Here is a 21,113-nt window from a genome sequence, read left to right as displayed (position 1 = left end):
CTACATTTAATGGAACAAGAATTAACTATAAATTCATTTAAAATGCTCAGGGATCAGGTTGTATGGGTGATCGGGAAATCGATCAACAGTTAGTAGAACGAGTTCAAGGCGGAGATAAGCATGCATTTGATCTACTAGTCATTAAATATCAACGTAAGCTGGCTCGTTTACTGTCACAGTTTATTCGTGACTCAGCTGAGGTTGAGGATGTTACGCAAGAAGCTTTTATCAAAGCGTATAGGGCACTGCCTTCATTTCGTGGAGATAGTGCGTTTTATACGTGGCTGTATCGGATTGGTATTAATACAGCAAAGAATTTTCTGGTATCTCAGGGGCGTAAGCTGCCGACATTGCAAGGATTTGACAATGAAGATGCCGAAGATTTCGAAGATAGCGGTTTGTTGAAGGAAATGAATACACCTGAAAGTGAACTGATGAGTCAAGAAATTGCTCAAACGGTTAATCAGACGTTGGATTCGTTGCCTGAAGAATTGCGTACAGCGATTGTTTTAAGAGAAATTGATGGATTAAGTTATGAAGAAATTGCCAATATTATGAGTTGTCCCATTGGGACTGTACGTTCGCGCATATTTCGCGCACGTGAAGCGATATCTGAACAGTTGCGTCCTTTGCTAGGGACAAGTAAAGACAAGAGGTGGTAATGTGAAAAGTAAAGTATCTGCATTGATGGATGGTGAGCTTGATCAGCAAGATGTTTCAAATATTATTGAGGCGATAAAAAAAGATAATGATCTGCGGGATGAGTGGAAGGCGTATCACGTGATTGGCGATGCGCTGCGGCAATCATCTCGACTATCGATGAATATATCTGCCAGTGTCAACCAAAAGTTAAAAGCCGAACCAACCATACTCTCTCCCCATAATAGTTCTCGTAACGTAGAAAAGAAACAAACACATAAAGTCCTGGCCTTTTCAATGGCCGCCTCAGTGATAGCGATGGTTTCGGGGTGGGTTATAATGAATAATCTCTATAATCCGCAACAGGTTATGGTGGCTGAGCAATCAAAACGCGACAATAACTTAACTACCACACCCATCACAGTTTCTTCTCCTCCTTTAATTCATAATTACTCGCATCCCCCGGTTGAAATGAATGATTATCTCTTCGTGCACCGGGAATTCTCTCCAGGCATCACGATGAATGGGCAAGTTACCAATGTCAATAACGTGACTGAATACCACGAAAGATATGGTAGATGATTAGCCGCAAAATATTCCCGCTGTTTTCGCTATTTTTACTGTTAGTAGTAAGTCTTCAAACAGCGGTTGCGCAAGAGTTGTCTCGTTCAACCCAGAGTGCGCTGGGTTGGTTAAAGAAAATGGCTGAGGCGCCGCGTCGCCATAATTACTCCGGAACGTTCGTTTATTATGCCGATGGCCATATAGAAACTTCTCGCATCGTGCACAAAGCTGGTCCAACCGGTGAATATGAAAAAATTGAAGTACTAGACGGACTGCCCCGCATTGTTTTTCGTAATAACGATGAGATGCAGTGTTATCTTCCTGAAAGTAAAAAAATATATACTGAAAAACGTTGGTTCCGTAAATTCTTTCCTGATATTCTCCCTTTACCATTAGATAACGTTGACGAGAATTACTCTGTCAAGGAAATCGGCCGCGAGCGGATCGCGGACCATGAGTGCCAGGTCTTGTCTCTGACCCCGAGGGATTCATTACGATATGGTCATAAATTCTGGATTGACACTGCAACCGGAGTACCCGTGAAAGTGGCTGTAATCGATGGCAATCAAATCATTGAGCAATTTGCTTTTGCACAACTAGAAATCGATGGAGACATTCCTTTCAGTCAATTGAAACCGAATCAATCTCTGATTTCGGGCGAATGGGAAACAACAAAATTACTGACCTCAATTTTAGGTGAAGGTGAATTACCGTGGCAGGTCAAGAGTTTTCCCGCAGGCTTCCGGAAATTGATTGAAATGAAGCGCAATTTGACCGAAAAGCCTGTTCTGGTCGATCATATTGCCGTATCAGACGGACTCGCGACGGTTTCGGTGTTTATCGAACCGATTAGTAAGGATGCGCCGTCACCGGTTCCTGGTTTTTTTACCAGCCGTGGTGCGATAAATATCTATGTTCGCACACTCAATGATAATAAAATAACAACAGTCGGTGAAGTTCCACTGGAAACCATTAAACTAATAGGCGATTCTGTTGTTAAAAAAGATTAATTTCCGCAAGTCAAAGCATACTGAATCTGCAAAATTCTTCAGCTTCCCATCGATATCTACAAGAAAAAATTGAACATATTTCCCGGTTCGACGGTTAAAAAAGTGATGTATACCCACGTTGATTGCTTGCCAAACGTAAAGTAAGGATAAAAATTATGTTTCGATTGATAGTAATGTTATTGTTTTTGTATACCCCATCAGCATTCGCACAAACCAATCAGTTACCCGATTTTACCGGACTGGTTGAGAAACATGGCGCTGCGGTAGTCAATATCAGCGCGGTGCAGAACTCAAATGCGGTGAACAACCAGGTTTTACCTGAAATACAGGGTCTGCCGGAAAATTCGCCGTTTTACGATTTCTTTAAGCGGCACATGCAACCTTTCCCCGCGCCGAGAAGATCAGAGCCTAAGTCTTTGGGCTCCGGTTTTATCATCAGTGCGGACGGTTATATTCTGACGAATGCACACGTTGTTGAAACAGCTGATGAAATTACGGTAAAGCTGAATGACAAACGGGAGTTTACCGCGGAGATCATCGGCACTGACCGGAAAACCGATATTGCTTTAATTAAAATCAATGCTACGGATTTACCCAAAGTGACGCAAGGGAATCCGGAAAATCTGAAAGTGGGTGAATGGGTGGTTGCAATTGGTTCACCGTTCGGTTTTGAACATAGCGTGACGGCCGGTATCGTGAGCGCAAAAGGACGTTCTCTGGCACAGGAAAATTATGTTCCATTCATACAAACCGATGTGGCGATCAATCCGGGAAATTCCGGCGGCCCGTTGTTTAATATGCGTGGTGAAGTGGTTGGGATCAACTCCCAGATATACAGCCGGACCGGTGGATTCATGGGATTGTCATTCGCCATACCGATTAATGTGGCGACCGAAATTGCGGATCAATTAAAAGCTAATGGTAAAGTGAGCCGAGGAAGAATCGGCGTGATGATACAGGAAGTGACCAAAGAGCTCGCGGAGTCGTTCGGTTTATCCGATAGTAATGGCGCGCTGGTTGTTTCAGTGGAAAAAGGCGGTCCTGCCGATCAAGCGGGGATCAAGCCACGCGATATTATTCTGAAGTTTGATGAAAAAGAGGTAGGGATTTCTGCCGATTTGCCCCGCATAGTCGGCAACACCAAACCTAAATCCAAAGTATCGATAGAGGTTTGGCGAGAGGGCGCTTTGAAAACCATCAAAGTTGAGGTGGGAGAAACACCTTCCGATGATGCGGCGGAAAATCGCAAGCTGAAACAAGGTAAAAAAACGAATACATCGAATCGCCTGGGATTGGCATTAAGCGAGATTAATGACGAACAAAAGAAACAACTGGAGATTGCCAATGGCTTGCTGGTTGAAGATATGCAGCCCGGCATTGCCAGCCGCTCGGGAATCCGCATTGGCGATATCATTTTGGGCTTAAATAGTAAGGATGTGAAAACTGTTGAGCAATTTAATGAATTGTTGAGTCAAGTCAAAAGCGGAAAGAATATCGCTTTGCTGGTTAAGCGAAGCGATATCACAACTTTTATCACGATGAAGCTGACCGACGATGATAAAAAAGACTGAGCCGGGCGCAGCGGCCATGGATCAAGTACCCAAATTGATCGTTTATGGCCGTGAAGAATGCCATCTTTGTCAGGACATGATACTTGCGCTGCAAAACTTGCAGGCGCAAGTATCTTTCGCTTTTCAGGTGATTGATATTGACTCCGATCCTGAGCTGGTTGCTCGCTACGGGGACAAGATTCCCGTGCTGATGTCCTCGCATAACGGCCAAGAAATCTGTCACTATTTTCTGGATTTAGCAGCTTTAGATGATTATCTTGCTGAATTTCGTTAGAATGCTGCCTCTTTTAACTGCCAATACAATATTTTAATTTCCAGTCCAACGGCGTTAATCTTATATTACTGGAAATATTTTTATATCTCATATCCTGATGCAGCATATTCGTAATTTCTCCATCATTGCCCATATTGATCACGGCAAATCGACACTGGCGGATCGTATTATTCATTTATGCGGCGGCTTGTCTGATCGTGAAATGGAAGAACAAGTCCTGGATTCCATGGATTTGGAACGCGAAAGAGGCATTACCATCAAGGCTCAGACGGCAGCATTGCGCTATAAAGCCAAAAATGGTGAAACTTATTTACTGAATTTGATCGATACGCCCGGGCACGTTGATTTTTCCTATGAAGTTTCGCGCTCGTTAGCAGCCTGCGAAGGTGCGCTCCTGGTGGTTGATGCCTCGCAGGGTGTTGAAGCGCAAACGGTTGCCAATTGCTATACCGCAATTGAGCAGGGGGTCGAAGTCATTCCGGTGCTCAACAAAATTGATTTGCCAGCTGCGGACCCGGAACGGGTGATCGATAATATCGAGGAAGTTATCGGAATCGATGCGCACGACGCTGTCAGAATCAGCGCGAAAACAGGTCAAGGTGTCGCGGATGTTTTAGAGGCATTGATTGCAAAAATTCCCGCTCCGGAAGGTGACCCCAAAGCACCGTTGAAAGCGTTGATCATCGATTCCTGGTTCGATAATTATGTCGGCGTCGTGATATTGGTCAGAGTCATGGACGGCACGCTGAAACCCGGGGATAAAATTTTGTTGATGGCGAGCAAAGCGGTTCAGTTATGCGAGCAGGTCGGGGTGTTCGTGCCTAAATCCTTAAATCGCGATTCGCTTAGCGCCGGAGAAGTGGGTTTTATCATTTCCGGCATTAAGGAGCTGGATACGGCCAAAGTGGGTGATACGGTAACATTGGCCACGAATCCGGCGGAAAAGCCGCTGCAAGGCTTTAAAGAAATTAAACCGCAGGTATTTGCCGGATTATATCCGGTGGAATCCAATCAGTACGATGCCTTGCGCTCGGCGTTGGAGAAATTGAAGCTGAACGACTCGTCGTTGCACTTTGAACCGGAAGTATCGCAAGCATTGGGTTTTGGTTTCCGTTGCGGTTTTCTTGGGCTGCTGCATATGGACATTGTGCAGGAACGGCTGGAAAGAGAATACGATATGGATTTGATTACGACTGCACCGACAGTGGTATATCAAGTGCTGTTGCGCGATGGCACCATGATCGAAATTGAGAATCCGTCCAAAATTCCCGATCTCTCTAAAATCGAAGAGATACGCGAACCGATTATCACATCCACCATCATCGTTCCGGAAGAATATGTGGGTGCGGTGATTACCCTGTGTGTCAGCAAACGCGGCAACCAGACCAATATGCAGTATATGGGTAAGCAAGTAATGCTGACCTATGAGATGCCATTGAATGAAGTCGTCATGGATTTTTTCGACCGCTTGAAGTCGACCAGCCGCGGCTATGCTTCATTGGACTATGAATTCAAGGAGTTCCGCGCTTCCGATTTGGTGAAACTGGATGTGTTGATTAATGGTGATAAAGTCGATGCGTTATCGCTGATCATCCATCGCAGCAACAGTCTGTATCGCGGACGTGAACTGGTGCAAAAAATGCGTGAATTGATTCCGCGCCAGATGTTCGATATTGCCGTGCAGGCGGCCATCGGTGCGCATATCATCTCGCGCGAGACGGTCAAAGCGTTACGCAAGAATGTGTTGGCAAAATGTTACGGTGGCGATATATCCCGTAAACGAAAGTTGCTGGAGAAGCAAAAAGCAGGTAAAAAGAGAATGAAACGGGTGGGTAACGTGGAAATTCCGCAAGAAGCATTTCTGGCAATTTTGCAGGTTGATAATAAATAATGAAGCATAAAAATACAGTTTTGTTGTCCGATTGTGAATTAAAGCAGGATTGCTTTAATAAAATATCTCATGTGTCATCGAAGGAATCGCAATGAATTTTCCTTTGATTCTGTTCGTACTGCTGGTGATTACCGGTTGTATTTATTTGCTGGATTTTCTATTTTGGAAAAATAAGCGTGCGGAAGGAGAAAGCGAACCTTGGTGGATCGAATATCCGAAGAGTTTTTTCCCCATTATTTTGATCGTTTTCAGCTTGCGCTCCTTTGTGATCGAGCCATTCAAAATTCCTTCCGGGTCGATGATACCGACGCTGCTGGTTGGTGATTTCATTTTGGTCAACAAATATACCTATGGAATCCGGCTGCCGGTGATCAACAAGAAAGTTATCGATATGAATGAACCGAAGCGTGGCGATGTGTTGGTATTCCGCTATCCTGAGGATCCTTCGATTGATTATATTAAGCGGGTGGTCGGCGTGCCTGGCGACGTGATTACTTATCATAATAAGCAGCTTATTATTAATGGTGAAGTGATCAAAATGGACTATGACGGCGATTACAAATATGTCGAGTCCGGCCACGGCTATATTTATTCCGATCGTTATTCGGAATACCTGAACAAGGAAGAAGGTCATTCCATTCTGATTAATCAGGATGTTAAAGGACTGCAATACTCGAATGTCAGGGACTTTCCGTTTCGCGATAACTGCAAGTATCACCGCACGGGATTTACTTGCGAAGTGCCGCCGGGAAATTATTTCGCCCTCGGGGATAATCGCGACAGTAGCAGCGATAGCCGTTACTGGGGATTTGTTCCAGAGGAAAATATCGTCGGTAAAGCCTTCATGATCTGGTGGAACTTTGGAAGCTTTGATCGTATCGGGTTATCCATTAAATAATCGATAAGCTTTTTTAAATGTGGAAGAAAGTATGAGATATCATACGCTGCGGCAAAAACAGAGAGGTATCAGCTTATCCGGTTTGCTCATCTGGGCGGTGATTTTAATTCTGGTTTCAATTTCCGGTTTGAAAGTTGCGCCTGCTTATATTGAATTCTCGTCGATCAAAAGAAATCTAGCCGCCATGGTGAAAGACATCGATACGCAGACCACTAGTCCGAGTCAAATAAAAATATCGTTTGATAAGCGCGCCCAAATTGATGGTATTAAATCTATCAATGGACAAGATATTAAAATCAATAAGGAAAATGGCCGCATTGTACTCAGCGCAAGCTATGCAGTTCAAATACCTCTGGTTTCCAATATTTCCCTGCATATTGACTTTCAAGCATCCAGCGAGTGATAACGGAAATATCGTGTTCAATGCTACCCAGTAATCATCCCTTGTTGTTCGAGCAGTTTTGTAAACGCCTGGGGTATACATTTACACGCCCCCAGTTGCTACAGGAAGCATTGACGCATCGAAGCCATAGCGCAGCGCATAATGAACGGCTTGAGTTTCTTGGCGATGCGGTCCTGAATTGCGCGATCGCCGGATTGATTTATACACAATTCCCGGAACTTCCGGAGGGCCATTTGTCTCGATTGCGCGCCAATTTCGTCAATCAAAAAGCGCTCTCCGGCATGGCGCTGAACTTGCAGATCGATCAACTGATAAGATTGGGTGAAGGTGAGCTCAGGAGTGGCGGCTGCCACCGCCCGTCGATTCTGGCTGATGCCCTGGAAGCGGTATTGGGTGCCATCTATGTGGACAGTAATTACGCACAGGCGGAAGATGTCATTAAAGCGCTCTATTTGCCCTTGATGCAGGATATCGATTTTAAAACGCAAGGCAAGGATCCGAAAACTTTATTGCAGGAATTTTTACAAAGTCAGAAACTGGCGCTGCCGGAGTATGTGGTGGTTACCACCAGCGGTAAAGCGCATAAGCAGAAATTTCAAGTGGATTGCGTGATACCGGCATTCGATATCCGGACTTCGGGCGAAGGCACCAGTCGGCGCGGTGCAGAGCAGGCAGCGGCGAAGCTGGCTTATGACGAAATTTGCTTGCATCATGCGTATCCTTAATGTGATTATTCCTGATAACACCATATGACAAACCAAGATTTTTTAGCATGACTGTCGCAACCCATTTCCGCACCGGCTACATCGCCATTATCGGCCGTCCCAATGTGGGTAAATCAACATTACTGAATAAGCTGCTGCAACAAAAAATCAGCATTACTTCCCGAAAAGCCCAAACGACTCGTTTCCGCATCAATGGTATTTTGACGGATCAGCAAACGCAATACGTTTTCGTAGATACACCCGGCTTCCAGACGCAATTTATCAACCGTTTAAACACGGCGATGAACCGGGTAGTTACGCAAAGCGTGCAGGATGTCGACGTTATTTTGTTTGTCATCGAGGCGCTACGGTTTGATCAGCGCGATCTTGCGGCGCTTAAAATTCTTCCTGAGCATGTTCCGGTTATTTTGGTGATCAATAAAATTGATAGGTTGGCTGACAAAAACCGGTTGCTGCCGTTTTTAAAGGAAGTCGGTAGTGCTTTTAAATTCGCCGACGTTATACCAGTCAGCGCCATGCATAAAATCCAATTACCGGAGCTCCTCACCACCATCCGTCAGTATTTACCTGAGAATCCGCCTTTGTACGGCGAAGATGAAGTGACGGATCGCAGTGAGCGTTTCATTGCGGGAGAATTTATCCGGGAGAAATTATTCCGCTTGGTGGGCGACGAAATCCCCTATTCGACCAGTGTCGTGGTTGATCAATTCAAGCAGGAAGACGGGGTACACAAGATTTATGCCACCATTTTGGTTGAGAAACCGAACCAGAAAGCGATTATCATCGGCAAGAAAGGTGAAAAGCTGAAGCAAATAGCTACTCAAGCGCGTAAAGATATGGAATTGCTGCTGGGTGAAAAGGTCTATTTGGAAGTGTGGGTGAAAGTGAAGAGCGGTTGGGCTGATAGCGAAAGTGTGTTAAGAAATCTTGGTTACGAATAATGTGTTAGAAGTTTTCACTAACGAGCTTCTTGGAAAATTGCAATGAAGATTGAATTAGGCGTCAATATTGATCATGTGGCGACATTACGGCAGGCGCGCGGCACAAACTATCCGGATCCGATCGAAGCGGCATTGATAGCGGAATCCGCCGGAGCGGACGCGATTACGCTACATTTACGCGAAGATCGCCGTCACATACAGGATCGCGATGTTGAAATCTTGCGTGACCGGCTGACAACCCGGATGAATCTGGAAAGCGCGGTGACCGATGAGATGATCGGGATCGCATTGCGCATTAAGCCGCACGACATTTGCCTGGTGCCGGAGCGGCGTGAAGAGTTGACGACCGAAGGCGGGCTCGATGTGGTCAAGCATTTTGAGCAAGTTCAGCGCGCATGCCAGAAACTGGCGCAAGCGGGGATACGGGTTTCGTTGTTCATCAATGCCGATCCGCTGCAAATTGATGCGGCTGCACGCGCGGGCGCGCCGGTTATCGAAATTCATACCGGCGGTTTTGCCGATGCGCATACACCACAAGCGCAAGCAGAACAATTTGCCGCCATCCAGAAAGCGGTTGCGCTGGGTATCGATCTTGGTCTGAAAGTCAATGCCGGACACGGTTTGCATTATGACAATGTGCAAACCATCGCCGCTATTCCCGAGATTTCCGAATTGAATATTGGTCACGCGATTGTCGCGCGGGCGATTTTTGTCGGTTTTAAGCAGGCCGTGCAGGAAATGAAACAATTGATGCTTGAGGCGCGTGGATGATCTACGGTATTGGCACCGATATTGTCGAATCGGCGCGTATCGCGCAATCGCTGGAGCGTCATGGCGAGCGCTTTGCGCGGCGCATCTTAACTGATAGCGAATGGCAGGAATACCATTCGAGCAGCAAGCCGGTACTGTATCTGGCCGGACGTTTTGCCGCCAAGGAAGCATTGTCTAAAGCGATAGGTACGGGATTGCGCCATCCGGTGAATTTCACCTATATCACGATTACTCATGACGATCTAGGTAAGCCTTTTTTTCAGTTTCATCCCGAGCTAGATCAACTCATTAACGATAAAGGTATTACGCAGCACCATCTTTCCATCAGCGATGAGATCAATATGGTGTGCGCCTTTGTCGTGCTGGAAAGATAATCGTGCCGCTGGGTCCCGTGATGCTCGATATCGCCGGTACGCATCTGACCGAGGACGATAAGCGCAGGCTGCTGCACCCGCTCACCGGCGGTGTGATTCTTTTTACACGCAATTATGACAATCACCGTCAATTGACTGAATTGACGCGGCAAATTCATGCGTTACGCAGCCCGCACCTATTGATTGCCGTCGATCATGAAGGCGGCCGCGTGCAACGTTTCCGGGAAGATTTTACGCGCATACCCGCGATGCGTGAGCTGGGAAAAATCTGGGATAAACAGCCTGCGCGCGCGCGTCATCTCGCCAGACAGACCGGCTATGTATTGGCGGCTGAGTTAAATGCCTGTGATGTCGATTTCAGTTTTACGCCGGTGTTGGACATCGATCACGGACAAAGCGGTGTGATCGGTGATCGCGCTTTTCATCAGGATCCGCATGCCGTGTCCGATCTGGCGCATCAATTGATGCTCGGATTGAAAAAAGGCGGCATGCTTGCGGTAGGCAAGCATTTTCCGGGTCATGGCTATATTCAAGCCGATTCCCATCTGCAAATATCCATCGATCAGCGCAGCTACATCGATATCGAAATGAATGATCTGATTCCTTTCCAGCAGATGATCGATTTTGGATTGGCCGGGATAATGCCGGCGCATGTCATTTACCCGGCGGTGGATGCGAGACCGGCCGGTTTTTCCACCCTCTGGCTGCAGAAAATTTTGCGCGAGCAGCTGCAATTTGAGGGGTGCATTTTCAGTGACGACTTGACGATGCGCGGCGCCGGAGAATTTCTCGAATCGATGTTGTCACGCGCGCAAGCGGCACTGGCGGCAGGTTGCGACATGATACTGGTGTGCAATAATTCCGCCGGTGCGGATGAGATTTTAAATGGCCTACAATGGGAGATGACAGCGACCAGTCTCTCCCGCTTGGCGCGCATGCATGCCAGAAATCATTCCGGTTCACTGACGAAACTGCGCGAAAATGGCGATTACGTGCAGGCAGTTCGTGAAATCAGCGGCATTGGCTGTGAAAGCGGGGATCTGCCACTGCAATAAGTTAAGCCTGTCAGCCAAAACAAATCATCAACAGTCATTTTGTTTTACTTTAAAATTACTCCCTCATTACGATCTTCCCATAAGGTTTAATCATGTCAGAAACATTTGATGTAGCAGTTATCGGTGCCGGTCCAGGCGGTTATGTGGCGGCGATTCGCTGCGCGCAACTCGGTTTGAATACCGTGTGTATCGACGAATGGAAAAATCCCAAAGGCAAAGCCAGTCTTGGCGGTACTTGTTTAAACGTCGGTTGTATTCCATCCAAGGCGTTATTGGAATCCTCGGAGAATTATTTCCAGATTCAGCACAAAGTGTCCGCGCACGGTATCACGGCGGAAAATGTATCCGTCGATGTTCCGGTCATGATTGCGCGTAAGGACAAGATTGTGACTATGTTTACCACCGGTATTGCTTCGTTGTTCAAGAAGAACAAAGTGAAGTCGATGCATGGCCGCGGAACCTTGCTTAAACGGGACGCATCCGCCAATACCTGGCAGATCAAAGTGGACGATAACGGTACTGCCGAGACAATTCAGGCCAAACATGTGATCGTCGCAACCGGATCGGTTCCGCGCCCATTGCCTTTTGCCGAAGTGGATAATGTCATGATCCTGGATAATGCCGGTGCCTTGGCATTAACGGAAGTACCCAAGCGGTTGGGTGTCATCGGTGCAGGGGTGATCGGTCTTGAAATGGGCAGCGTGTGGCGCAGACTGGGTGCGGAAGTCACGATTCTCGAAGCAATGCCCGGCTTTTTGATGGCGGCGGACGAGCAGATCGCCAAGGAAGCGAAAAGTATTTTTGCCAAAGAAACGGGTTTGCAAATCAATACCGGCGTCAATATCAAATCGGTCAAAGTAACCGGTGATACTGTCACGGTCGGTTATAGCGATTCAAATAATCAGGAACAGATTCTGGAAGTCGACAAGTTGATCGTGGCCATCGGCCGCATTCCGAACACTGCGGGATTGGGTGTTCAGGAAAACGGTTTGCAGGTGGATGAGCGCGGATTTGTTGTGGTTGATCAATACTGCCGTACCAATTTAGCTAATGTGTATGCCGTGGGTGACGTGGTGCGTGGGCCGATGCTGGCGCACAAAGCTTCGGAAGAAGGAGTAGCCGTTGCCGAAATGATTCAGCATGTGGAAAAAGGACAAACCGACGAGCTTGAAACAGTGGATTTCAATACGGTGCCGTGGGTTATTTATACAGCACCTGAAATTGCCTGGGTGGGGAAAAACGAGCAGGAATTAAGGGCAGCCGGTATCGCCTATAAAGCAGGCCAGTTTCCCTTTATTGCTAACGGACGTGCAAGAGCCATGGGTGAAATAAGCGGTTTTATCAAAGTGTTAGCGGACGAGAAAACCGATCGTGTGTTGGGTGTTCACATGATCGGCCCGCACGTGTCGGAACTCATTTCAGAAGCGGTAATGGCGATGAAATTTTCCGCCAGCAGTGAGGATATTGCCTGCATAGTCCATGCGCATCCGTCGTTATCGGAAGTATTCCATGAGGCTGCACTTGGCGTGGATAAGCGTGCGTTGCATATTTAGAATTACGGTTTGTAATTCTCGAATCACGGCACTCTTATCCAGGATTGTTGCGATCAGTAGCGGAATCAACTATTAGAAGCAATGGGTCTTGTCCGGGTCAACTGTGCAAGACCAGCGTAAATGATGCATCCCGGCTACTTTATTCACGAGATAGTCGGCGCGGAGTTGTTTATTTTGTTCCACGGATAGTGCGGCGGTTTCAGGTATAAAGCGTTCTTCACTCCAGAATCTGATTCTACAGAACTGATCGGAAGGACTGCAAAGCCGATTGATGACGGCGCTATAGATGGTCTTATCTGTGTAGACCGCGTGATCGATGAGTACCAGATTAACGAATTTTCCAGAAGTGCCCAATTCGACTTTCCGGACTAGACGCCATCCGTTTCCTCCATCCAATTCCGATGCCGACTCGTCATGGCTGTGGTCCTCGCCCTCATGAGCAAAAACGCTGAAAGGTAAAGCAAGTATCAAAAACAAAAAAATGCTTGGTAACAGTTTATGCATAAATTCTCCTTGGCAAATGCCAGTCCATTATTTATTAATAAAATCTTAATCTCGTTTTAACGCATTGCTTCCAGATCAATTTTTCTTCTCTGGATCGTTCTTGCAGCGGGGCAGTATACTTGAAAATCATGTTTTGAACATTAGTGATGTTTGGTTTTACTGATAAACAAGCCGTGTGATTGAATTAAGCGTGGAATGCGTGGAAATGTTGCTTGCAATCACATGGATGTGGCGTGCGATGCCAGTTTATTTAACCAACAACCAAAGCGCCGGTTAGGGATTGTTTTTAAGAGTAAAAGAGAACACGCAGGGTAGACGGAGACCATCCGGATGCCGGAAACATTGAGCTGATCGCTTGAATTCTTTGTACGGTGAATTTTTTATGCTTTGAATGGAGCAGATTGTATTCTGAGAGATGGCTAGAACAATTACATTTGTGGCGTTTAACGGTTTCAGTTAAAATCCGCTTTTCCCAGGCGCGTAGCTCAGCTGGTTAGAGCACCACCTTGACATGGTGGGGGTCGTTGGTTCGAGTCCAATCGCGCCTACCAGAATAAATCTGGTAATTTCCTTCCATTCTCTTTGTTGTGTTTGGACATCATTGCCGACTTAGCGAACACAATAAACACCTCACTTCGAAAAACCGGTTCTATCCGGTGTAATATGAAATCTCAGCAGTTGACCGCAAGAATCGAACGCAGAAATGAAACTAACTTGTAACCTGAGACTCAATGGCTAATAATTAATGCTGCTGACAGCAGAAGCGGATTTTATGGAATGTGTATCAAGATCCATGTGTACGAACTAAAAACGGGTGATACCAAGGTTGCGGGAGAAGATAATGCGGTTTCAGATCAAAAGTAAAAAAAGAATTGCGGTACATTTTATCGGGATGCTGAGCTTGTTGTCATTTGCCGCCAGCGTCGCTATGGCGGAGCAAATCGGCAGTGTTTCAACCAAGTTCAAATTATTGGGCGCGAATGACAAAATCGTCATTGAAGCATTTGACGATCCCGAAATTCCCGGTGCAACCTGTTATTTAAGCCGGGCAAAAACCGGCGGTGTCGGCGGCGCGGTCGGTGTTGCCGAGGATACTTCGGATGCTTCGATCGCGTGCCGTCAGATCGGGCCGATTACATTGCCGGAAAAAATAAAGAACGGGCATGAAGATGGCAAAGAAGTTTTCAAGAAAAGCACATCGCTGTTGTTCAAAACGTTGCAGGTGGTCCGGTTTTATGATGCGAAGCGGAATGTGCTGGTTTATTTGACTTACAGCGACCGGATTATTGAAGGATCGCCTAAAAACAGCATTTCGATCATTCCCATTACACCCTGGCATTAATGGGAAGTGTATGCGTTAATACGGAATTGTAAAATTAATTATTTTGATTGATAGTATTTAAGAGCTCCTAATATTATAATCGCGAGTTATTTCTTACCTGTTGCTTTCATTGGCTAACATTATTTTTCATGCAGTTATTCGCCTTCGGTATTAATCACAATACTGCGCCACTGGATGTGCGTGAGCAGGTTACTTTTCCTGAAAATACGATGGAGCTCGCGCTGAGGGATCTGGTCGGGCGCAACCCGATTAAAGAAGCAGCCATTGTATCCACATGTAATCGCACGGAAGTCTATTGTTGCACCGATAAACCGGAAGATGCCATGGCGTGGCTGGCGGATTTTCATCATTTGCCGACGCGTGAACTGGATCCCTATCTATACAAATTTCCCCGCGAACACGCCGTAAAACATGCTTTCCGCGTTGCCAGTGGATTGGATTCGATGGTGTTGGGCGAACCGCAAATATTGGGGCAGCTCAAAAGCGCGGTGAAATCGGCGGAACATGCCGGGACCCTCGGCCTATTGCTGCATAAACTCTTTCAGCGCACCTTCTATGTCGCTAAGGAAGTGCGCACATCGACTGAAATCGGCACCAGCTCGGTATCGATGGCTGCCGCAGCGGCACGCCTGGCCGAACGGATTTTCGGCGATATCAGTGAACAGCGTGTGTTGTTTATCGGCGCCGGAGAAATGATCGAGCTGTGCGCCAATCATTTTGCCGCGCGTAACCCCAAGAAAATAACCGTAGCGAACCGTACCACCGAGCGTGCCGAAGCGCTGGCGGAACGTTTTAATGCACAAGCAATTACGCTCAGCGAATTGCCGGAACAATTGGCGTTGCATGACATCGTGGTGACGTGTACCGCAAGTCCGTTGCCGATACTAGGCAAAGGCATGGTCGAGCGTGCGATCAAGATCCGCAAGCATCGCCCCATCTTTATCGTCGATCTGGCTGTGCCGCGCGATGTGGAATCGGAAGTGGCGGAACTGGATGACGTATTTCTCTATTACGTCGACGATTTGGCGGAGATCGTCAAAGAAGGACTGGATTCGCGCCAGAATGCAGTCGCTCAGGCCGAAACCATTATTGACTCCAACGTCGTTGATTTTATGCGCTGGCTGGCGACACGGGAAATGGTGCCGACCATTCGCGCGTTGCGTGACCAGGGCGAACGTTACCGCCGCCATGAACTGGAACGGGCGCACAAGCTGCTCGAGAAAGGTGAAGATCCGAAAAAAGTCATCGAAGCGCTCAGTAATGGCTTAACCAATAAATTCCTGCATGTGCCATCCAGTATTCTGAATCATGCAGCGGCGGATGAACGTGAAGAATTAGTCGAACTGATTAATCGGTTATACCAGCTGCATCGCCCGCAATGAACAAAAACATCACGGACAGGCTCACTCGCTTGAGTGTGCGGTTGGAAGAATTAAACCATCTGCTGAGCAGTGAATCCGCTACATCCGATCTGGATAATTACCGCAAATTGACGCGCGAACACTCCGAAATCGTTCCCATTGTAGAACTCTACCGCGCTTATCAGCAAAGCGAACGTGACATCCAAACCGCGCGGGAAATGCACGCCGATCTCGATATGCGCGCTTTTGCCGAAACCGAGATACAGACCGGTAAAGAGAAACTGGTAAAACTGGAATCGGAAATACAGAAACAGCTGCTGCCGAAAGATCCCAATGACGAACGCAATATTTTTCTGGAAATCCGTGCCGGAACCGGCGGCGATGAGTCCGCTCTGTTTGCCGGAAACTTGTTCCGCATGTATTCACGTTTTGCGGAAAGGCGCGGCTGGCAGGTGGAAATCATTTCGCAAAGCCTGTCGGATATCGGCGGTTACAAAGAGATCATTGCCAAAATCATCGGTCAAGGCGCTTATTCCCGTCTAAAATTTGAATCCGGCGGGCATCGCGTGCAACGCGTACCTGTCACTGAAACGCAAGGGCGGGTGCACACTTCCACCTGTACCGTGGCGGTGATGCCCGAGGCAGATGAAGTCAGCGAAGTGGTATTGAATCCTTCCGAATTACGTATCGATACATTCCGCGCTTCCGGCGCTGGCGGCCAGCATATCAACAAAACCGACTCGGCTGTACGCGTTACGCACTTGCCAACCGGCATTGTAGTGGAATGCCAGGATGGACGCTCGCAACACAAAAATAAAGCACAAGCGTTGAGCGTACTGGCAGCGCGTATCCATGCCAAACAGATGCGCGAACAGCATGCGGAGCAAGCCGCCACCCGGAAATCACTGGTGGGCAGCGGCGAGCGCTCAGAACGGATCCGTACTTACAACTTTCCCCAGGGACGCATAACCGACCATCGTATCAATCTGACGCTCTATAAAATGGATCAGATCATGGATGGCGATATCGATGAACTGTGTTCGGCGTTAATGGCGGAGCATCAGGCAGAACTCTTAGCCGCTTCCGTGCAAGAATAATCAGCCGTACGGTTGATTTTCCTGATTGCACATTATGCAACCTCTCACTATTTCTCAAGCGTTAGCAACAGCTTGCCGCGATATCGACCGGATCGACGCGCGCTTGTTGTTGCAGCATGTGCTCAATGCCGGTCATACATTCTTGCTGACTTACCCGGATCGAATACTGACTGCGCAGCAACTGGAAGCATTTTTACATCTGGTTCAGCGGCGGATTGACGGTGCGCCGGTTGCTTATTTGACCGGCGAGCGGGATTTTTACGATCTGACTTTTAAAGTCAACGAAGCGGTTCTGATTCCGCGCCCCGAAACTGAATTACTGATTGAATTGGCGTTGCAATTGATTCCATCCGGCCGGTCTTGCAGGATACTCGATCTGGGAACGGGCAGCGGTGCGATTGCGATTACTCTCGCCAAACATCGTCCACAATGCGAAGTTACTGCGGTTGATTTGTCACCGGCTGCAATCGCGGTTGCGCAATGGAACGCGCGCAATCTGCAAACGCATAATCTGAATTTCGTTACGGGCAGCTGGTTCGATGAACTTTCCGGGGAAGAATTTGATCTGATCGTATCCAATCCGCCTTATGTGGCTGACACTGATCCGCATCTGCAACAAGGCGATCTGCGTTTTGAGCCGCCCATGGCATTATCCGCTGGTGACAACGGTTTGTCGTGCATTCACTGTATCATCGATAAAACACCGGATCACCTGGTTAGCAGCGGCTGGTTGCTGCTGGAACATGGTTACGATCAAGCTGCTGCGTGCAGGCAATTGTTGCAGGAAAAGGATTTTAGTAATATTTGTTCCCACCCGGATTTGGCTGGCATAATGCGGGTAAGCGGCGGTCAATTGAATTTTTGATGTAAGCTATCAGTAGGGCGCTAGCGTAGTAATTGAGAACGCGGCTTTTTGTTTCTGTATAAAACTTTTGAAATGATTTTTTGGAGAAATTAACACTATGAATGTTGAAGATTTAATCGAACAACAAATTACCACACATCCGGTCGTACTCTACATGAAAGGCACCCCAGACCAGCCGCAATGTGGGTTCTCGGCGAATGCTGTGAATATTCTGCAGGCTTGTGGTGTTGATAATATTTACGCTGTGGATGTACTGGCGGATCCGGAAATCAGGCAAGGTATCAAGGATTATTCAAACTGGCCTACCATTCCGCAGCTGTATGTCAACGGTGAGTTTATCGGCGGCTCGGATATCGTCACCGAAATGTATCAGAGTGGTGAACTCCAGAAACTGTTTGAAAACTGATGCTGGTTTAATCGATTATCAACGATCCGGCTTATTCACCAGAGCGAATAAACCGGATTGTGCATCCTCAGTTCACCGCAACCGCAATCACCCAATAGCGCGCGAATTTCCCCGCTGCAATAAATAACAAAGCCCATAGCCAATTGGTGCGCAACCACCCTGCGGCCACACACAACAAATCGCCAATCAACGGCGCCCACGATAACAACAGAATAGGCGTGCCATGCCGCCGCACCCATTCCAGCCCGCGTGCATTTCCACCGGCTTTCTTCAACACGGTCTTTTCATCCGGCAGCAACCGGCCAATCAGATACGAACTCATCCCTCCGAGCGTATTGCCGACGGTCGCCAAAATCAGCGCCTGCCAATGCAAATCGGGATACGCCAATAACACCCCCACGAGTACCGCCTCCGATCCACCGGGAAGTAGGGTAGCAGCGAGAAAACTGCTGGTGAATAACGCGATTAGGCTTGATTGTTCGTCCATGTGAATTATTTGAATTTAGAAAGGCCGATAGTTTAACTGGATATTTTGCGATGAAGATATAGTTAGGGGAAGCACAATGGGAGATTCGGATATCATAACTTTGGTAGTTTTATATCCATGTAGCATGGTTGTATATTTGGTAATGCTCAAGAAATACTCAATATCTCTATTAACGAGGAATACACAAGTAAAAATTCTTAATTAGTATTCTATTGCGTACTTGGATTTTGCTGTTTATAAAGCTGAATCAAACTGCTTTGATTATCAACTGGAGAGATCAATTTGTTTAGTAGTGACCAAGAGACTCATAAAGCGCTCAATTCACTTACGACGGCTGCGCGAGATCAAACTCGTCCTTTGATAATATGGGTGGGTGCTGGAGTAAGTTCGTGGGCAAAATACCCATTCTGGAACAATCTGGCTGAACAGATGCACACTGTATTTTCAAGAGAAGAACGCAATTACGATGGAGTTTTTTCTTCTCGATTATTGGAGGGAGCTAAATATCCCGAGTTATTCGAACAAATGCGCATTGCGAACCAGTCGCGGTATTTCACATTCTTGTCAGATCAGTTTCGTCCACAACATGCCACTGGGGTATACAGACGTTTTATAAGAGCGATATGTAAGATCCCAAACGTTTACATAGTTACAACTAACGTAGATGAGGCGCTGGAACATAGTTTGCCAGAACATATAACCATTCAGCGTTCCGATATCGAACGTCTTCCACAGTTACTTCATCAACGATCAAAATTCATTTGCAAGCTACATGGTTCTGTTAGCTCGGTAGAGTCCATGATTTTCTCAACGCACGATTACGAGTCACTTCAATTGGAGAATGGCTATCTTGAGGCTATACAGTCAATATTTTCGAATACAACTGTACTGTTTCTTGGATATGGTTTGCGAGATGAATACGTGTTTCGAAACCTGCGGGCGTGTTCGACTATACGCCCATTATTCGGTGTAGGGCCACACTTCATAGTTACATCGGAAGAACGAAACGAGCTTCCTGCAACAGTACGACGAATTCGATATGTACCTGATGCGACCGATCACCGTGATGCTCTTCAAGTATTGGAAGTAATTGCTGATTTCGCATCAAGTCAATCAATACAGGTAGTTAACGAGGGTAAAGAAGAGGTTTCTAGTCATCATAGCATCTACTATCTTGCTGATCTTATAACCCCAGGTAGTTGGACAACTTCTCAGACATTAAATTTAGAGCCATTTCCGGGTGCAGTTCAGCCACAGGTGATTATTGGGGAAGGTTATGTTAACGGTGAAATTGAGTCTTATAACTATTCGGCTCTGCATGATATTGTTGTTGGATTACTGTGTTTCGACATAGTTTGTGTATCAATAGACCATTTAGCACGTGTGCATGACCTTCTTGGCCCCGAGGCGTTTTGGATTTTTGTTGAAAATGGCTCACTTCGTTTGGTTATCCCTCCATCAGTTTCTGCGATTGGCTTTTTTGATGAACAGTCGCCAATTGGTGGTCTGATGATGGTCGATCTTGATATTTTAGGTAAAAAATCTTTGCCTAGTGTGTCCGAACGCATTCGCTTCCAGATTTTACCTGCCGCAGGTAAGGAAAAGATCGCAGAGAAACTTTTTCAACTTCTTGAAGCATCTATTTTTGATGTATCAAAATCGAAACTGTCGAATTCTGTTATAGAAAAAACACTCGGGGCGCTCATGAATCCTTCAATACGCCGCATGTTAGGGATTAGTCAGGGTACACCGAGAAATGTCATTCCTCGGTGGTTGTCATTCCCAGCACTTAGGCTTGCTAAAGTGATAAGCAGTGGAATTATCTGTCAGCACATTCAAGCTAGTTCGGCCAGAATGATTTTTGGTAGCGAAAAACAGGCGAGTGTAGCGTTTTCTGCTACTGAAACTGAACAATGGGCTCAGGATGCTGCCAGTTATGTATTAACAGGACGTTTCAACTCTGATGTTGGAGAAATAATAAGGAAAAATCCAGATTTGCTTTTCGGAATAATAAAATTTCGTGAGTCTTCAACCGGTGCAAATTTCCGGCGAGAGACTGCACAGTCGCTCGCAGCGGATAATGGAAGTCAAATCGTTACAGCGATCAATTCTGGTTTGAATCAAGCTATTCCAGTAGCAGTTCTCCAACAAGCACGAGACCAATTTTCTGGATTATTTATTCCTCAGAAAAATTCTTCATTATCCACGCCAGTAGTTTGGGGGGATCTTCGTAATTCAGATACTCAAATTTCTCGTTGGAGAAAACGTAGTCGTACCTTATTAGAAGCAGAAATTAAACGTCAGAGATTAGGGCCTTATGACGAATGCCCGTGTGGTTCGGGAGAGAAACTGAGGTTTTGCTGTCAAGATGCTTTGTCTTGA

22 protein-coding genes and 1 tRNA gene are annotated in these 21,113 nt (G+C 46.7%); 21 read left to right on the top strand and 2 right to left on the bottom strand.

Annotated features, from left to right (window positions below; all coding sequences use genetic code 11):
* Window positions 1-62: 62 nt before the first annotated feature.
* The 14 genes from rpoE to lpdA all read left to right on the top strand — a co-directional run bounded on the left by rpoE (window position 63) and on the right by lpdA (window position 12,669).
* Entirely contained in the window at window positions 63-662 is a 600-nt protein-coding gene (rpoE, locus tag BLU57_RS03375; protein ID WP_090316177.1) for an RNA polymerase sigma factor RpoE, read from the top strand.
* Window position 663: 1 nt separating this feature from the next.
* Window positions 664-1,221 (top strand): sigma-E factor negative regulatory protein, encoded by a 558-nt coding sequence (locus BLU57_RS03370; RefSeq protein ID WP_090316174.1) that lies wholly within the window; start codon window positions 664-666, stop codon window positions 1,219-1,221.
* Window positions 1,218-2,213, top strand: a complete 996-nt coding sequence (locus BLU57_RS03365; protein ID WP_090316171.1) for a MucB/RseB C-terminal domain-containing protein — start codon at window positions 1,218-1,220, stop codon at window positions 2,211-2,213. The genes BLU57_RS03370 and BLU57_RS03365 overlap by 4 nt, the downstream gene beginning before the upstream one ends.
* 155 nt (window positions 2,214-2,368) lie before the next feature.
* Complete coding sequence (locus BLU57_RS03360; protein WP_090316168.1) at window positions 2,369-3,784, top strand: DegQ family serine endoprotease; 1,416 nt, start codon at window positions 2,369-2,371, stop codon at window positions 3,782-3,784.
* Entirely contained in the window at window positions 3,768-4,058 is a 291-nt protein-coding gene (locus BLU57_RS03355; RefSeq protein ID WP_256206073.1) for a glutaredoxin family protein, read from the top strand. The genes BLU57_RS03360 and BLU57_RS03355 overlap by 17 nt, the downstream gene beginning before the upstream one ends.
* A gap of 94 nt (window positions 4,059-4,152) precedes the next feature.
* A complete protein-coding gene (lepA, locus tag BLU57_RS03350; protein ID WP_176776352.1) occupies window positions 4,153-5,949 on the top strand; it encodes a translation elongation factor 4 in 1,797 nt (598 codons plus the stop codon).
* Window positions 5,950-6,040: 91 nt separating this feature from the next.
* Window positions 6,041-6,847, top strand: a complete 807-nt coding sequence (lepB, locus tag BLU57_RS03345; RefSeq protein ID WP_090316162.1) for a signal peptidase I — start codon at window positions 6,041-6,043, stop codon at window positions 6,845-6,847.
* A 31-nt stretch (window positions 6,848-6,878) separates the two neighbouring features.
* A complete protein-coding gene (locus tag BLU57_RS03340; RefSeq protein WP_090316159.1) occupies window positions 6,879-7,250 on the top strand; it encodes a DUF4845 domain-containing protein in 372 nt (123 codons plus the stop codon).
* Between the two features lie 20 nt (window positions 7,251-7,270).
* On the top strand, window positions 7,271-7,975 hold the full coding sequence (gene rnc / locus BLU57_RS03335; protein WP_090316157.1) for a ribonuclease III: 705 nt from the start codon (window positions 7,271-7,273) through the stop codon (window positions 7,973-7,975).
* Window positions 7,976-8,022: 47 nt separating this feature from the next.
* Window positions 8,023-8,916: a GTPase Era gene (era, locus tag BLU57_RS03330; RefSeq protein ID WP_090316155.1), complete on the top strand. Its 894-nt coding sequence runs from the start codon at window positions 8,023-8,025 to the stop codon at window positions 8,914-8,916.
* Window positions 8,917-8,958: 42 nt separating this feature from the next.
* Complete coding sequence (pdxJ, locus tag BLU57_RS03325; protein ID WP_090316152.1) at window positions 8,959-9,687, top strand: pyridoxine 5'-phosphate synthase; 729 nt, start codon at window positions 8,959-8,961, stop codon at window positions 9,685-9,687.
* Window positions 9,684-10,061 carry a holo-ACP synthase gene (acpS, locus tag BLU57_RS03320; protein ID WP_090316149.1) on the top strand — a complete coding sequence of 126 codons (378 nt, stop codon included), beginning with the start codon at window positions 9,684-9,686 and terminating at the stop codon, window positions 10,059-10,061. The genes pdxJ and acpS overlap by 4 nt, the downstream gene beginning before the upstream one ends.
* Before the next feature lie 2 nt (window positions 10,062-10,063).
* Window positions 10,064-11,116 carry a beta-N-acetylhexosaminidase gene (gene nagZ / locus BLU57_RS03315; RefSeq protein ID WP_090316146.1) on the top strand — a complete coding sequence of 351 codons (1,053 nt, stop codon included), beginning with the start codon at window positions 10,064-10,066 and terminating at the stop codon, window positions 11,114-11,116.
* Window positions 11,117-11,208: 92 nt separating this feature from the next.
* Window positions 11,209-12,669, top strand: coding sequence for a dihydrolipoyl dehydrogenase (lpdA, locus tag BLU57_RS03310; protein WP_090316143.1), 1,461 nt, complete (start codon window positions 11,209-11,211; stop codon window positions 12,667-12,669).
* A 72-nt stretch (window positions 12,670-12,741) separates the two neighbouring features.
* Here lpdA and BLU57_RS03305 read toward each other — a convergent pair whose 3' ends face one another.
* On the bottom strand, window positions 12,742-13,173 hold the full coding sequence (locus BLU57_RS03305; RefSeq protein ID WP_090316140.1) for a hypothetical protein: 432 nt from the start codon (window positions 13,171-13,173) through the stop codon (window positions 12,742-12,744).
* A gap of 474 nt (window positions 13,174-13,647) precedes the next feature.
* Here BLU57_RS03305 and BLU57_RS03300 point away from each other — a divergent pair.
* The 6 genes from BLU57_RS03300 (at window position 13,648) to grxD (ending at window position 18,244) form a co-directional block, all read left to right on the top strand.
* A tRNA-Val gene (locus BLU57_RS03300) sits at window positions 13,648-13,724 on the top strand.
* A 290-nt stretch (window positions 13,725-14,014) separates the two neighbouring features.
* The gene (locus BLU57_RS03295; RefSeq protein WP_218131627.1) at window positions 14,015-14,515 is read left to right on the top strand and encodes a CreA family protein; all 501 of its coding nucleotides are present in this window, start codon (window positions 14,015-14,017) and stop codon (window positions 14,513-14,515) included.
* Between the two features lie 128 nt (window positions 14,516-14,643).
* Window positions 14,644-15,897: a glutamyl-tRNA reductase gene (gene hemA / locus BLU57_RS03290; protein ID WP_090316137.1), complete on the top strand. Its 1,254-nt coding sequence runs from the start codon at window positions 14,644-14,646 to the stop codon at window positions 15,895-15,897.
* Window positions 15,894-16,973: a peptide chain release factor 1 gene (gene prfA, locus BLU57_RS03285; RefSeq protein WP_090316134.1), complete on the top strand. Its 1,080-nt coding sequence runs from the start codon at window positions 15,894-15,896 to the stop codon at window positions 16,971-16,973. The genes hemA and prfA overlap by 4 nt, the downstream gene beginning before the upstream one ends.
* A gap of 34 nt (window positions 16,974-17,007) precedes the next feature.
* The gene (gene prmC / locus BLU57_RS03280) at window positions 17,008-17,838 is read left to right on the top strand and encodes a peptide chain release factor N(5)-glutamine methyltransferase (RefSeq protein WP_090316131.1); all 831 of its coding nucleotides are present in this window, start codon (window positions 17,008-17,010) and stop codon (window positions 17,836-17,838) included.
* Window positions 17,839-17,935: 97 nt separating this feature from the next.
* Entirely contained in the window at window positions 17,936-18,244 is a 309-nt protein-coding gene (grxD, locus tag BLU57_RS03275; RefSeq protein WP_090316128.1) for a Grx4 family monothiol glutaredoxin, read from the top strand.
* A gap of 67 nt (window positions 18,245-18,311) precedes the next feature.
* Here the strand turns inward: grxD and BLU57_RS03270 are convergent, their stop codons facing one another.
* Window positions 18,312-18,731 (bottom strand): YqaA family protein, encoded by a 420-nt coding sequence (locus BLU57_RS03270; RefSeq protein WP_090316125.1) that lies wholly within the window; start codon window positions 18,729-18,731, stop codon window positions 18,312-18,314.
* Between the two features lie 282 nt (window positions 18,732-19,013).
* Here BLU57_RS03270 and BLU57_RS03265 point away from each other — a divergent pair, with 282 nt between their 5' ends.
* On the top strand, window positions 19,014-21,113 hold the full coding sequence (locus tag BLU57_RS03265) for an SIR2 family protein (RefSeq protein ID WP_090316122.1): 2,100 nt from the start codon (window positions 19,014-19,016) through the stop codon (window positions 21,111-21,113).

Origin of the sequence: Nitrosomonas oligotropha, from assembly GCF_900106555.1 — a bacterium.
Taxonomy (GTDB): domain Bacteria; phylum Pseudomonadota; class Gammaproteobacteria; order Burkholderiales; family Nitrosomonadaceae; genus Nitrosomonas; species Nitrosomonas oligotropha_A.
The sequence above is the reverse complement of the archived record's forward strand: the minus strand, read 5'-3'. Positions and strand labels throughout refer to the sequence as shown.